Below are 13,599 nucleotides of genomic sequence, written 5' to 3'. Positions count from 1 at the left end.
CGCACGCAGGTGCGGAGGGCGGGGTGAGGGGGGACTGGTGCCCGTCCTCCGCACCTGTCCGGCCGCTGTCAGCCGGAGATCTCCTTGTGGCCGGAGCCGACGCCGATGGAGATCTTGCGGGGCTTGGCGCGCTCGGCGATCGGGATGCGCAGGGTGAGCACGCCCGCGTCGTAGTCGGCCTGGATGTGCTCGGTGTCGAGGGTGTCGGCGAGCACGATCTGGCGGGAGAAGACGCCCAGCGGCCGCTCGGACAGTTCCATGTGCACGTCGTCGGCCTTCGCCACCGGCCGGCGCTCGGCCTTGACGGTCAGCATGTTCCGCTCGACGTCGATGTCGATCGCCTCGGCGCTGACGCCGGGCAGGTCGAAGACCACCACGTACTCGTCGCCCTCGCGGTAGGCGTCCATCGGCATCGCCGACGGCCTCGACCAGGTGCCCGGGCCCATCAGCTGCTGGGCCAGCCGGTCGAGCTCACGGAAGGGGTCAGTGCGCATCAACATCGGAACACACCTCCAGAGGGTTCGGGCAGCTATTGCCAATGCGCCTCACTGACACCGTTGTAACATGTCATCCAATGGATGACAAACATGGTGTCGTCCAACCGATGACACCAGAGGGAGGTGCCCGTGACCTCGGCCGACCAGCCGTCCCCGTCCCGTGCCGACGCCCACAGCCCGGCGTCGTTCCTCGCCGCCGCAGCGGCCCTCAGCGCCATAGACGACGCCCTGCGCGCCGCCCGGCACCAGGCTCCCGACACCCCCGGCGCCGGGCCGGGTCCGGAGCAGGCCCTGGCCTCCCTGATGCTGCTGCGGCAGGTCCGCGAGCAGCTCGCCGGATGGGAGACCGGCCTGATCGAGACGGCCCGCGACGCCGGCGCCAGCTGGGCCGACCTCGCCCATCCCCTCGGCGTCGCCAGCCGGCAGGCCGCCGAGCGCCGCTACCTGCGCGGCCGCCCCGGCCCGGCCGGCACCACCGGCGAACAGCGCGTGACGGCCACCCGCCGGCGCCGCGCCGCCCAGCGCACCACCGCGACCTGGGCCCGCCGCAACGCGGCCGACCTGCGCCGCCTCGCCGGCCAGATCACCGCGCTCACCGACCTTCCCCCCGCCGCCCGCCTCCCGGTCGGCAAGCTCCACGAGGCCCTCGCCCACGACGACCCCGCCGAACTGGTCGAGCCCCTGACCGCCACCCGCCCCCATCTGGCCACCGCCCACCCCGACCTCGCCGCCCAGCTCGACTCCCTCGCCCCTCCCGACAAGGGGTCGTAGCCCGGACGGGGGGCGGGCCCCCTCGCCCCCGCGATCCGCACCGCCGACCGGAGGGCTTCCGCCGCCGCAGCCTTCGCGTCAGGACACCGGCTGTCAGATCGACGCGGCCCAGTGCGCGCCAGGGGACAGCGACCTTCCCCGCGTCCGGAGCGAAAGCCAACGCGTCCAGCAGCCGCCAGTGGAGACGGGCAGTGCCGTCTTCGGCCAAGGTCCCTCCCGCCGCGACGTAGCGATCGGCGAAGCGCATGCCCGCGGGAACCCCCGTGCAGCAGGGCGAGGGCCGTCGAGCAATGAGCCACGTCCGGGTCGGCCGGCCCCCAAGAGGTCTCCACCCAGTCGACGACACCACGGATCAGAAGATCGTCGCCGGTGCCTGCGAAGAGGACGTTTCCCGGATGGAGGTCCCGGTGCAGAAAGCACCCCTGACAGGCCGGGGGCTCCCGCAGTGTCTGCAGGCGGCCAGGGGCCTACCGGCCGTCCGGCACGCCTAGCTCACGGCTGGTCCTTCGGGCGTGCGGCTGAGGCTTGCCGGGTGTCCGCGCCGGAGCTGACGTGCCGCTGGGTCTCCTGGGGGCCGTGCCAGTCCAGGCACACGGCGGTGGCATCGTCTTCGAGCCGGCCGTCGGCGGCGTCCCGGACCGCGGACGTCAGCGCCAGCGTGGTCTCCCTCGGGTGGAGGTTCCGGGTCCGCTCCAGCAGGGCGGGCAGGTCGACGTTCTCGCCATGCCGTTCGAGCATGCCGTCAGTGAACATGAGCAGGCGGTCACCGGGCCGCAGGTCGAGGTCCTGCACACGGTACGGGTGGGGGGTCAGCTCAGACAGCCCGAAGGGATGGTCCACCTCGCAGGTGATCGCCTCCACGGCCCCCTCGCGCATGCGCAGCGGCCAGGGGTGACCGGCGTTGACGAGCTGGGCCCGCCCGGTATGGAGATTGATGCGCAGGAGCTGCCCGGTGGCATGACCGTGGCCGTGTCCGATCAGCGCCTGATCGGCCCGGTGGGCCTGTTCGGCCAGGTCGGTGCCCGCCCGGCGGGCACCGCGCAGGGCGCCCACCAGGACCGTGGCGGCCAGAGCGGAATCGATGTCGTGGCCCATGGGGTCGGTCACCGACACGTGCAAGGTGTCGCGGTCCAGGGTGTAGTCGAAGGTGTCGCCGCTGAGGTCTTCGGAGGGCTCCAGGTTCCCGCACAGGGTGAACTGCGCAGCCTCGCACGACAGCGACGGGGGCAGCAGCTGGTACTGGATCTCAGCTGCCAGGGTGGGGGGCTTGGAGCGTTTGCCCCAGGTGTAGAGATCGGTGAAGCGACCGTTGGCGATCACGATGTAGGACAGGATGTGCGCGGCTTCCCCGACCGCATCGAGGACGTCCTCGCCGGGGTCGGTCGGCAGGAGCAGTTCCAGCAGCCCGATCGCATCCCCCCGGTTGGTGACCGGCACGATCACCCGCTGCCCCTGGCCGGTCGCCTCCTGGTACAGGCACTGGGTACGGATCACCTCCTCGTAGACGCTGCCGAACAGGGGGATCCGCTCCGCCTCCCGCCCACCCTCGGCGGGGGCGGTGGACAGCCGCGCCACCGCCTTCCCCGTCAGGTCCACGATGAGGAAGGAGACCTTCGTGGCGTCGAAACGCCGCCGCAGGTCTTCCGCGATCACGTCGACGGCGTCCGCCGGCGCCGCTGTCTCTGCCGCCGTCAGCAGCCGGGGAAGCCCACTCTGTCCACCACTCACGACTGCGGTCCCTTCCACCAGCCCCCCCACCAGCTTGGGAATCACCGCAGTGAGCGTCAATCCGTGAACGGTCACGCCTTCGGCAGTCGTCCGCGGACGCGGCCGCCACGGCTGCTCTGGTGCAGGACTCGCCGAGGGGCCCGGCCGAAGCCGCCCCGTGTCCGGCGGCCCCAGCCGCGCAGGGCGGCGCCGGCCATCTCCTGGAGTTCGTCGCGGCCGACACCGCTCGCGGCTTGTACGGCGATGCCGAACGCCAAGGTGGTTGAGGAGCTCCCTCCTGTACCGCTGCCGAGCAGGGCGCCGGTCGCACCGTGCCGTGCGCCACCACCGTTCGTTTTGCCGGACCGGCAACAGAGCTGGCGTGACGGGGACACGCCGGGCGACGGTGGGGCCATGACCGACGACATCGCAGCAACAGCACGCCCGTCCGACATCGCCTCGGCCACCGAGGGATACGTCGGGGATCCCACGGTGCGGGCCGAATGGGACAACCGCTACGCCGACCGGGAACGGTTGTGGAGCGGCCGGCCAAACGGCGCGCTCGTGGCCGAGGTTGCCGGGCTCACACCCGGGCGGGTGCTCGACGTGGGCTGCGGTGAGGGCGCGGACGCCATCTGGCTCGCACGGACCGGCTGGGAGGTGACCGCGCTCGATGTCTCGGGCGTGGCGCTGGAGCGGGCGGCCGGGCACGCGCGGGACGCTGGTGCCGCCGTCCGCTGGGTCCATGCCGCACTGACGGAGGCGGCGCTGGCACCGGCCTCCTTCGACCTGGTCTCCGCCCAGTACCCGGCTCTGCTGCGTACCCCCGACGCCGCGGCGGAGCGGGCGCTGCTCGCGGCCGTTGCACCGGGCGGTGTGCTGCTGCTCGTACACCATGCGGGGATGGAGACCCGGCAAGCACACGACAGCGGCTTCGACCCGGCCGACTACGTGTGGCCCTCGATGGTCACCGCTCTCCTCGACGACGACTGGGTGGTGGAGGTGGACGAGCAGCGGCCGCGCGTGGCGCCCGGCGGCGGCGCGGGCGCGCACCACACCGACGACCTGGTGCTGCGCGCGCGCCGACTGCGCTGAATCCCCCCGGCCACCGCCGGGAGCGGTGCGCGTGGGCCGGCACGCGGGCGGAGGCCCGGAACTCCCCCACACAGGGACAGCACGGGGTTCGGCCTCGGCGGCCACCCCGCGCCGGAAGCGGGTCTGCGGATCGATCGCTCCAGCGCCTCGGTGGAGAGGCGTTCCGCCTCTGCCAGGTCGCCCTCCTCCAGGGCCGTGTCGCCGAGTCCGCGCAGCGCAGCCGCCAGGTAGGAGGGACTGCCGGCGCGGCGGGCGAGCACGGCGGTGTTCGCATAGGCGGTGCGGGCCCCCGGCAGGCCGTCCCGGGCGAGGTGACCGCCCCGGGTGACCAGCAGGTCGGCGCTGTCCTCCAGGGCGCCGAGCCGTTCGGTGAGCACCAGTGCCTCGTCGGTCAGCGCGAGCGCCCGTCCCGGCCCGGCCCCAGACGCCGTCCGGGCGCCGGGTCTTGAGCGATGGGACCTCGTCGGCCTTCGGGACGGCCCCCGTGCTGCCGGGACGCGCGGGTGAGAGCCATGCGGAAGCAGAGGGCAGGATGGGACCATGACCGAGATCCACACTCCCCGTCTTCTCCTGCGTCGCTGGCAGGATGACGACCTCGTCCCCCTGTCCGAGATCCACGCCGACCCGAACGTGATGCGGTGGGTCGGCAACGGTGTGCCGCGCTCCTTCGAGGAGACCGCTCAGGACATCGAGGCCTGGGAGGAGGAGTGGGACGAGGAGGGTTTCGGGATCTTCGCCGTCGAACTCCTCGGATCCGGGGAGCTGGCCGGAGCGGTCGGCCTGTACCTCGCCGACTCCCCGCCCGCCGTCGCGGACCAGGTGGCGATCGGCTGGCGGCTCGGGCGCCAGTACTGGGGGCAGGGTTACGCGTCGGAGGCGGCCCAGGCCACGCTCGAGTTCGCCCTCCAGGACCGCGGTCTGGACCGGGTCGTCGCCGTGTGCCGTACCAGCGACACCGCGTCCGCGAACGTCCTGGACAAACTCGGCCTGCGCGCGACGGGCACGGCGCAGGACCCGGACACGGGCCACGATCTGCGGGTGTACGGCATCGATCTCACGGAGTACGAGGCCTGACCGCGGCCGACGGCGCTCACCGCAGCGGTCGCCCCTTGCGGCAGCCCGGCGCACGCGGCGGCCACGGCGTAGCGCCGTCTTCGGCAGCGCACGGCGTCCCACCGCCCGAACTCGCGCACCGCCCTCCCGCACGGCATCTCATCGCGACCGGCAGGCCGGCCGGGCGTGAATCCGGACGGTTGAGGTGGCGCGGGACCGGAAACTCCCCCCACCGGGGACCGGTCTGACGTCCGAGGGGGCTGCGGGGCCAGGTGGGCTTTTCGATGTCGGTTTGTGGGTCATGATGCCGGCGGTCGTCCAGGCAGGGGCGGCGGCTCGGGGCCGCCCTACCGCCTTGCCGTTCGGGGCGATCCCCGAAGATGGAACCATGACAGGGGAAGCGAGCGATGTCGTTCTGAGCAAGCAGGACCTTCGTGAGGTCACCGCGTTCGCCGCGGCATGCGCAGAGGGGGTGCTGGAGATATTCGAGGCCGGTCAGCCGGACGACTCGCGGCCTCGAGACGCCATCGGTGCCGCGTGGGAGTTCGCCCGGGGTGGTGAGCGCGGGAAATCTCTGCGGGACACAGCGGTGGCGGCCCTCAAGGCAGCCAAGGGCGCGGAGACTGCGGCTGCGCGCGAGGCGGCGTGGGCGGCGATGTCTGCGGCAGGCGCCCCCTACCTGCATCCGCTGGCCAAGGCCACCCAGGTCAAGCACATCCTCGGGGCCGGCGCCTACGCGGCCAGGGCGGCCGAACTCGTCGCCGGCGACGACCGGAGCGTCGGTGCCGAACACCTTGAGCGGGCGGTGCATCGGGCCACACCGGTCGTCGTCGACGTGCTCAAACGCTTCCCCACGGCGCCGGGTGGCGGCGGACGCGTCGGTGAGTTGATCCGCATGCTGGACGCCGACCTTCGTGTGCGCACCTGCACCGAGTGACGTTCGGCGTCCAGATGCCGGCCCCCGGCGAGGGGTGTCCAGCACTCACCGACAGGTCCTGTGGCCATCTCCTGACTCACGCGGATGCGGGAAGAACTTCGCGTACGGCGCGGAGCACCCACCGGCAGGGTGCGCAGGCTCACCCGTTGCGCAGCCTCGCCCAGGTGTTGGGGCCGATGATGCCGTCGGCGGCCAGGCCGCGGCTGGTCTGGAATGCCTTGGTGGCCTTGGTGGTGAGGGGACCGAAGACGCCGTCGACTCCTTGCGGGCCCACGTAGAAGCCCCAGAGCTGGAGCAGGCACTGGGCCTCGCTCACCGGGTTTCCGGCAGCACCCTCGCGGATCGTGGGCGGCGTGAGGCGGTTGTCGAAGCCGCAGAAGGCCGGGTCTCTCACCGTGGAAGGGCCCGCGGCGGCGAACGGGGCGGTGGCGGCGGGTGACGGCGCTGCGGGCGCGGGTGCCGCGGTGGCGACAACGGCCGCGCCGGCCAGTACGAGGGCGGCGACGGAGGCTTTGAGACCTCGTGTGATCTGCATGATGCTCCTTCAGGGAGGACCGGTACCGGGCCGAGCGGGCGAGCCGTCCGCACCGGACGTGGTGAGGCGGAGGAGAGGGGGCGGCCGGGCAGGGACTGTGCGGGCTCTTGGGGAGACCGCCCCGAACCACCCGCACACCAAGAGTGACTGATCCGATACGCAGAGCCACAGGGCGTGCGAGGCGGCGCGCGCGGCAGGCCGTCGCCGGCAGGCGGCCACCCCGCGATGGGCGCGCACCCGGCTCACCCGGGCGTGAAGAGGACGAGCCGCGGGCACCGATCGGGGGCGCTGCGGGTGAACTCCCGGCCCTGGCAGGCCCGTTCCGCCCCCCGGCGCCTCCTGCCGGTCATGCCGAGCGGTGCACGAGGTGCGCGTGCCGGAGCCGGGGCTGATCGTCGTCGACGTCGCGGCGGCCGCAGGCCCGGAGCCGCACGGGGTCCGGTGTGAGGGCCGGGCTTGTGAGCCGGGGACCGCGGGCAGGCAGTCAGCCGGGAGCGCCGGCTCCGGCGTCCTCGCCGAGGCGGTCCGGCAGGCCGAACAGCGGGAAGAGGCGGCCGGTGTCGCGGAAGGCCGTGATGCTCATGATCCGGTCGCCGGAGAACTCGAGGACTTGAAGCGCCCAGGGCACGTAGCCGGCGCCGTCCGGGCGAGGGCGATACTGGCCGAAGGCGGGGGCCCCGTTGGCCTCGGTCGGAACCAGACGCGAGCCGCGGCAGCCGATCGCGGGGCCGGTGAGCCACGCCTGGATGTCGGGCACGCCCCGCATCCACTTCGCGTACGGCGGCAGGCACAACGTGGCATCCACGTGGAGGAGCATGTTCAGCTCCTCCAGGTCGTAGCGGGAGAAGGCCACGGCGTACCGCTCGGCCAGCAGCCGACGGACACTGTCGTCGCACATCCGGGCGGCCGGTGTGTCCGTCGCCCGGCGGCGTTCGGCCAGCGTGGCACGGGCCCGCTGCAGTGCGCTGTTGGCCGAGGCGACGGTGGAGCCGTGCAGGTCGGCGACCTCCCGCGCCGAGAAGCCCAGGACGTCCCGCAGGATCAGCGTGGCCCGCTGCCTGGGCGGCAGGTGCTGCAGCGCGGCGACGAACGCCAGCCGCACGGACTCGCCCGTCGTCGCGGCCGACTCCGGATCACCGCCGGGGCAGGGTTCCACCCACAGCGCGGCGTCCTCCGCGGGTGCCGGCGGCGCGCCGCCCTCGCTCGGACCCGACAGGTCCATCGGCAGCGCCCGCCGCTTGCCCGAGGCGAGAGCGTCCAGGCAGACGTTGGTGGCGATCCGGTACAGCCACGACCGCAGCGTCGACCGGCCCTCGAAGCGGTCGATGCGCCGCCACGCCCGGACCAGCGTCTCCTGCACGGCGTCCTCCGCCTCGACGTGAGACCCCAACATCCGGTAGCAGTAGCCAGTCAGCTCCCGCCGGTACTCCTCAAACCCCTCCGCCGCTACGCCGGCCGCCCCCATACCTCACCCCTCCGGAGAAAGTCCCTGTCCTGTGACCCGATGCTCGGTGCAGAGCCGGTGTCATGACCGAAGCACGGGGCACTGCGCGCAACTGGCAGGAAGATTTGAGCACATGGACGGTCGGACGGGCCCACCAGGTGGTGGTGTCCGGGCGATCGTGTGCGCAGCCGGCCGGAGAGGGCCGCTGCCGTGGCGGTGCCCGGGACGACGCAGCCGCGTTTGCCGTCGCGAGCGGCGACCGCCCGGCATCGCTTCACAGGGTTGATCGCCCGTTCGGCTGTCGGTGACCGCCACCGGCCGCAACGACCCCCGGGTGAACGGCAGGAACGGCCGCGGCCGTTCCCACGCGGCATCGGCCGGGTCATCCTCCGGTCCGCCCGGCCCCGCCCGCCGAAGCCGTTGACGCATTGGTCCAGACCTTCTACGTTGTGAGCCCTCAGTCAGGCAACGCGCACGCACGGTTCACCTCGCCCCTGTACCACCCCACGATGACAGGGAGAGCCATGTTCCACCGGCGCAGACCACCACGCGCACCGTCGCGCAGAACCCCGCTCGGAGCACTCTCCGGCGGCCCCGGCCCTGGATCCGTCGCCCGGCGTCGCGGTGCCGGGTTCCGTCGGCGGGTCGCCGCTCTGGGCACCGCACTGCTCCTGCCGCTCGCGCTGCTCACCACGCTCGCCGCCCCCGCCCACGCGGCCGGGAGGCTGACGGCGACGTTCACCACCGAGGACAACGGCTCCTGGTGGAAGGGCACCTACGTCGTCCGCAACGGCGGCTCGGCCGCTGTCAGCGGCTGGAGCCTGGAGTTCGACCTGCCGGCCGGGGTCTCCGTGACCGGCCACTACAACGGTGACGCGACCGTCTCCGGGCGGCACGTGAGCGTGAGGAACGCCTTCTACAACGCCGGCGTCCCGGCCGGCGGCAGCACCGAGCCGTACAGCTACTGGTTCATCGCCAACGGGCCGATCGGCACCCCGGCGGGCTGCACCGTCAACGGCGACAAGTGCGACGGCACCCCCGACGTCCCGCCGACCGCGCCCGGCACACCGAAGGCCACCGCGGTCACGGCGCACTCGGTCGCGCTGAGCTGGGCCGCCGCGCAGGGCGGCGACCACCCCGTGGCCTCCTACGAGGTGCTCAGCGGCTCGGCCACCGTGGCCACCGTGACCGGCACCTCCGCCACCGTCACCGGCCTGACGCCGGCGACGGGCTACACGTTCACCGTGCGCGCCAGGGACACACGCGCGAACGCGGGACCGGCCAGTGCCGCGTTGACCGTCAAGACCGTGGACCCGGCGACCGACCCGACACCCCCGACGGCGCCCGGCGATCTGCGCGCCACCGGCAAGACCTCCTCCAGCGTCGGCCTGGCCTGGGACAAGTCCACCGACGACGTGGGCGTGGCCGCCTACGACGTGTACCGCGGCGGCGCCCTGGCGAAGACCGTCGGCGCGGACACCACGACGGCCACCGTCGAGGGGCTCTCCCCCGCCACCGCCTACACCTTCACCGTCAAGGCCCGTGACACCGCCGACAACACCTCACCGGCGTCGAACACGGTGTCCGCCACCACCGACGACGTGGCCGGACAGGGCAGGCAGCTCAAGGTGGGCTACTTCGCTCAGTGGGGCATCTACGGCCGCCAGTACTTCGTGAAGAACCTGGACACCTCGGGCGCCGCGGCCAAGCTCGACGTGGTCAACTACGCCTTCGAGAACCTCGACCCGGCCAACCTGACCTGCCAGGCGGGGGTGACCAAGGGCGTCTCCGCGAACCCTCAGGACCCCGACGAGGGCACCGGCGCGGGTGACGCGGACGCCGACTACGCGCGTCCCATGTCGGCCGAGCAGTCGGTGGACGGGGTCGCCGACGACGGCTGGGGCAGACTCCGGGGCAACCTGAACCAGTTGAGGAAGCTCAAGGCCACGTACCCGAAGCTGAAGGTGGTGGTGTCGCTCGGTGGCTGGACGTACTCGAAGTTCTTCTCGGACGCCGCTGCCACGCAGGCCTCCCGGGAGAAGTTCGTCAAGTCCTGCGTCGACGTGTGGATCAAGGGTGATCTGCCCGTCTACAACGGCGCGGGCGGCCCGGGCACGGCCGCCGGGATCTTCGACGGCATCGACATCGACTGGGAGTGGCCCGGCTCCGAGGGACATCCGGGCAACCACTACGGCGCCCAGGACAAGGCCCACCTCACCGCGCTGCTCGCCGAGTTCCGCAAGCAGCTCGACGCGCTCGGCGGTGGGCACCGGCTGCTGACCGCGTTCACCCCGGCCGACCCGGCGAAGATCTCCGCCGGCTGGGACCTGAGCCGGATCTTCGACTCGCTCGACTACGCCAACGTCCAGGGATACGACTTCCACGGCGCCGGCAGCGACAATTCCTGGGAGCCCGGGCGCACCGGCCACGGCTCCAACCTGTACGCCGACCCGCAGGACCCCTACCCCTTCCACTTCAGCGTCGAGGACGCGATCGAGGTCTATCTCGAAGCCGGGGTCGACCCCCGCAAGCTGACGGTGGGTTTTCCGTTCTACGGGCGCGGCTGGCAGGGCGTGACCGACGGCGGGGCCGCCGGTGAGTGGCAGGACGCGGGCGGTGCGGCACCCGGCCAGTTCGACACCGAGGCCGGGGTGCGCGGCTACAACAACCTGATCACCAGCTTCCCGGCCATGACCGTCCGCCACGACGAGCAGTCCGTCTCGACGTACGGCTACACCGGTCCGGGCGGCCAGTGGTGGACGTTCGACGACGCCTGGTCGATCGGGAAGAAGACGGCCTGGATCAAGTCCAAGGGGCTGCTGGGCGGCTTCGTCTGGGAGATGTCCGGGGACACACCGAACGGTCGGCTGATGACCGCGCTGGACGACGGACTGCGGTAGCCACGGCGCCCCGCGCCACGCACGGCTCCCGGCCCGGCCCGGACGGCGCACCGCCCGGGCCGGTGGCCGTACCCGCGCTCCGCCGGCAGACGGTGCACAGCGGGTCGTCGGCCGAGACGGATCTCCGTCACCGCTCATCCGCGATGTGCGTCGGGGTTCCCTGACAGACCGGCCACCTCGTCGACCAGGGGCTGGACCCGGTAGGGGATGACCGCGCTCAGTGCGATGACCGTCGTGCTGCGGCGGACACCGGGCACCTCGAGGACGTGGTCGATCACCTGTTGCACGTGCTGGTTGCTCGTGCCCGCGATACGGCACCAGATGTCGCCGGGGCCCGTCACGATGCGGGCCTCCAGGATCTGCGGCACGGCCCGCAGGCGGGCGGTGATGGCCTCGCGGGCCGGCTGGTCCACCTCGAACGTGGTGAACGCCTCGACCACGTGGCCCAGAGCGGCGACGTCCACGTCCGGTCCGTAGCCGGTCACGACGCCGGAGCCGGTCAGTCGGTCGAGTCGTGCCTGCAGCGTGCCGCGTGCGACACCGAGTCGGCGGGCGATCTCCAGCAGGCCCTCGCGTGGACGCTCCCGGAGCAGGCGCAGCATCCGGCCGTCGAGCGCGTCGAGTCCCTGCCGTGCCACCGCACCTGCCGATCTGCGACCTCCAAGGCAGCTCCATGCCTCGTTCTTCGTCAGATTAGCAACGGGAGGAGGAGTCTGTTGCCCATGCGACTGTCCCTGGCCCACGCTGTGGGCCCCGTCCACGAGGAGCAGTCGTGAGGCAGCACACCCACCCGTTCATCCCCTACCGGCCCGACCGGTACGACGAGGCCGAGATGGTCCGGCGGGGTGAGGACTTCGTGTCGTTCCTCGACCGTCGGCGCAGTGTGCGGTTCTTCAGTGACGAGCCGGTGCCGCGTACGTGCGTCGACCTGGCCATCGCCGCGGCGAACACCGCGCCCTCCGGGGCCCACTTCCAGCCGTGGAAGTTCGCCGTGATCGGTGACGCCGAGACCAAGCACCGCATCCGGGTCGCCGCCGAGGAGGAGGAACAGGCCAATTACGAGGGCGGGCGGATCCCGCCTGCGTGGCGCGCCGCGCTCGCCCGCCTGGAGACGAGTTCGGACAAGAGCTTCCTGGACGTGGTGCCGTGGATCGTCGTCTGTTTCGCCGAGAAGAGCACCGCGATGCCGGACGGTTCGCTGCGCAAGAACTACTACGTGAACGAGAGTGTGGGCATCGCGTGCGGTTTCTTCCTCGCCGCCCTGCACGCGATGGGGCTGAGCACCCTGCCGCACACGCCCAACCCGATGGGCTTCCTCACCGCGATCTGCGAGCGGCCCGGCAACGAACGGCCCTACATCCTCTTTCCCATCGGCTACGCCGCGGCCGACTGCGAGGTCCCGGACCTGACGCGCAAGTCGCCGGCGGAGGCAACCGCGGAGAGCCCGGGCCGCCGCTGAGCACACGCCGGCCGGTTCGCCCGCCGGCGCGTGGAGGGCGCGCGTCGGGGCTTTGAGCACCCCCGGGCAACCGGCGACCGGGGGACGCCCGGTGCCCTCGGCACGGACAGCGAGCCGAGGGCTTCGCGCGTACTGCACGCCAGGAGGCCGAAGACGGGCCCGGGGTGGTGGTCTAGCAGGCCCCGAGGTCTTCCCAGACACCCCACTGGCCGGTGGTACCGGGCTTGTCGCCCGTCACCCACCACTTGGCGCGCCAGTTGTGGCCGCCGTAGGAGACGGTGTCACCGCCGTTGTAGACCCGTGCGGTGTCCCAGGCCGGTGTGGTGCAGGTGTCCGCGCCGCCGCCGTTGCCGCCGCCGGTGTCACCGCCGCTGCCGCCACCGATGGTGACGTCGACGCAGGAGTAGAACGCGTTGGCGGTGTCCGCGATGTTCCAGACGGCGAGGACCTTCTGACGGCCCGTGAAGGTGCCGAAGTCCACCTGCTGGCTGACGTCCGCGGCCGGCTGCTGGTTGCGGCCGTCGAACTCGGCGATCTTCTGGCCACCGATGAAGTACTGCCAGTTGGTGGTGGCGTGCCGGGCCGTGTTGTGCCATGTGAACGTCGCCGTCGAGCCGACCGGCGTGGCCTTCCAGCCCTTGCTGTCGTTGTCGAGCTCGGCGTACTCCGCGTGTCCGCCACTGCAGCTCTGCAGGCCCTTGGGCCCCTCGACGCTCTGCGGTTCGTACTTGATCTGGCCGCAGTCGACGATGCCCTCGGCGCACTGCTGCTGCCGGCTCGTGGGCAGCGTGACCCAGCCGTGGGCGCTGGCCGTGCTCGCCGGGAGGCTGACGGCGAGCACCGGAGCGACCAGCGCACCGATCGCGAACGCCGCTCGTCTTTTTGCGTTCATGCCATGTCACTTCCTTCGGGGGTGTTCCACACCGGCGCCCGTGCAGCCGCCTTGCCGGCCGTGCGCTGTGCGCGGTCCGGCGCCGCTCGCGCAGGGGCGGCACAGGTCTGGACCTGTGCGCCATTAGGTCTAGACCATATCCGCGGACCCGGCCCGGTCAAGGGCCTGGACAAGGTGAACTGCCGGACCGGGGCGCCCGCTTGGGAAATGAGGAGGGCCGCTCCGGAAAACCGGGCCGGGGCCCGGTTTTCCCCTCCCTATTGGTCTAGACAAGCCTGGCCGGAATGCTTCACAGTTCGACACCGGCGC

General features: G+C 72.2%; 13 protein-coding genes and 1 pseudogene. 6 read left to right on the top strand and 8 right to left on the bottom strand.

Annotation, left to right across the window (positions count from 1 at the left end; genetic code table 11):
* Positions 1–68: 68 nt before the first annotated feature.
* Positions 69–500, bottom strand: coding sequence for an Hsp20/alpha crystallin family protein (locus ACZ7KF_RS33770; RefSeq protein ID WP_471083798.1), 432 nt, complete (start codon positions 498–500; stop codon positions 69–71).
* Positions 501–626: 126 nt separating this feature from the next.
* Here ACZ7KF_RS33770 and ACZ7KF_RS33765 point away from each other — a divergent pair, with 126 nt between their 5' ends.
* Positions 627–1,268, top strand: a complete 642-nt coding sequence (locus tag ACZ7KF_RS33765; protein WP_471083795.1) for a type III effector protein — start codon at positions 627–629, stop codon at positions 1,266–1,268.
* A gap of 67 nt (positions 1,269–1,335) precedes the next feature.
* On the opposite strand, the pseudogene ACZ7KF_RS33760 reads toward ACZ7KF_RS33765, so the two are convergent.
* The 3 genes and pseudogenes from ACZ7KF_RS33760 to ACZ7KF_RS33750 form a co-directional block, all read right to left on the bottom strand.
* A pseudogene (locus ACZ7KF_RS33760) lies at positions 1,336–1,711 on the bottom strand (phosphotransferase); the annotation flags it as partial.
* A gap of 49 nt (positions 1,712–1,760) precedes the next feature.
* On the bottom strand, positions 1,761–2,996 hold the full coding sequence (locus ACZ7KF_RS33755) for a PP2C family protein-serine/threonine phosphatase (protein WP_471083793.1): 1,236 nt from the start codon (positions 2,994–2,996) through the stop codon (positions 1,761–1,763).
* A 71-nt stretch (positions 2,997–3,067) separates the two neighbouring features.
* Entirely contained in the window at positions 3,068–3,253 is a 186-nt protein-coding gene (locus ACZ7KF_RS33750; RefSeq protein ID WP_471083790.1) for a hypothetical protein, read from the bottom strand.
* Positions 3,254–3,389: 136 nt separating this feature from the next.
* Here ACZ7KF_RS33750 and ACZ7KF_RS33745 point away from each other — a divergent pair, with 136 nt between their 5' ends.
* The 3 genes from ACZ7KF_RS33745 (at position 3,390) to ACZ7KF_RS33735 (ending at position 6,060) form a co-directional block, all read left to right on the top strand.
* The gene (locus tag ACZ7KF_RS33745; RefSeq protein WP_471083787.1) at positions 3,390–4,070 is read left to right on the top strand and encodes a class I SAM-dependent methyltransferase; all 681 of its coding nucleotides are present in this window, start codon (positions 3,390–3,392) and stop codon (positions 4,068–4,070) included.
* 540 nt (positions 4,071–4,610) lie between these two features.
* Positions 4,611–5,144: a GNAT family N-acetyltransferase gene (locus ACZ7KF_RS33740; RefSeq protein ID WP_471083784.1), complete on the top strand. Its 534-nt coding sequence runs from the start codon at positions 4,611–4,613 to the stop codon at positions 5,142–5,144.
* A 367-nt stretch (positions 5,145–5,511) separates the two neighbouring features.
* Positions 5,512–6,060: a putative immunity protein gene (locus ACZ7KF_RS33735; protein WP_471083781.1), complete on the top strand. Its 549-nt coding sequence runs from the start codon at positions 5,512–5,514 to the stop codon at positions 6,058–6,060.
* A 139-nt stretch (positions 6,061–6,199) separates the two neighbouring features.
* Here the strand turns inward: ACZ7KF_RS33735 and ACZ7KF_RS33730 are convergent, their stop codons facing one another.
* Positions 6,200–6,595 carry a peptidoglycan-binding domain-containing protein gene (locus ACZ7KF_RS33730; RefSeq protein ID WP_471083778.1) on the bottom strand — a complete coding sequence of 132 codons (396 nt, stop codon included), beginning with the start codon at positions 6,593–6,595 and terminating at the stop codon, positions 6,200–6,202.
* Positions 6,596–7,079: 484 nt separating this feature from the next.
* On the bottom strand, positions 7,080–8,060 hold the full coding sequence (locus ACZ7KF_RS33725) for a sigma-70 family RNA polymerase sigma factor (RefSeq protein WP_471083775.1): 981 nt from the start codon (positions 8,058–8,060) through the stop codon (positions 7,080–7,082).
* Positions 8,061–8,548: 488 nt separating this feature from the next.
* Here ACZ7KF_RS33725 and ACZ7KF_RS33720 point away from each other — a divergent pair, with 488 nt between their 5' ends.
* A complete protein-coding gene (locus ACZ7KF_RS33720) occupies positions 8,549–10,939 on the top strand; it encodes a glycosyl hydrolase family 18 protein (RefSeq protein WP_471083773.1) in 2,391 nt (796 codons plus the stop codon).
* Positions 10,940–11,073: 134 nt separating this feature from the next.
* On the opposite strand, the gene ACZ7KF_RS33715 is transcribed toward ACZ7KF_RS33720, so the two are convergent.
* Positions 11,074–11,577 carry an Lrp/AsnC family transcriptional regulator gene (locus tag ACZ7KF_RS33715; RefSeq protein ID WP_471083770.1) on the bottom strand — a complete coding sequence of 168 codons (504 nt, stop codon included), beginning with the start codon at positions 11,575–11,577 and terminating at the stop codon, positions 11,074–11,076.
* 134 nt (positions 11,578–11,711) lie between these two features.
* Here ACZ7KF_RS33715 and ACZ7KF_RS33710 point away from each other — a divergent pair, with 134 nt between their 5' ends.
* The gene (locus ACZ7KF_RS33710) at positions 11,712–12,398 is read left to right on the top strand and encodes a nitroreductase family protein (RefSeq protein WP_471083767.1); all 687 of its coding nucleotides are present in this window, start codon (positions 11,712–11,714) and stop codon (positions 12,396–12,398) included.
* A gap of 172 nt (positions 12,399–12,570) precedes the next feature.
* On the opposite strand, the gene ACZ7KF_RS33705 is transcribed toward ACZ7KF_RS33710, so the two are convergent.
* Positions 12,571–13,290: a lytic polysaccharide monooxygenase gene (locus ACZ7KF_RS33705; protein ID WP_471083764.1), complete on the bottom strand. Its 720-nt coding sequence runs from the start codon at positions 13,288–13,290 to the stop codon at positions 12,571–12,573.
* Between the last annotated feature and the right edge of the window lie 309 nt (positions 13,291–13,599).

The sequence above is a fragment of the Streptomyces sp. NPDC038200 genome, from assembly GCF_055600785.1.
Note: the sequence above shows the minus strand (reverse complement) of the source record. Positions and strands in the feature narration are given on the sequence as shown.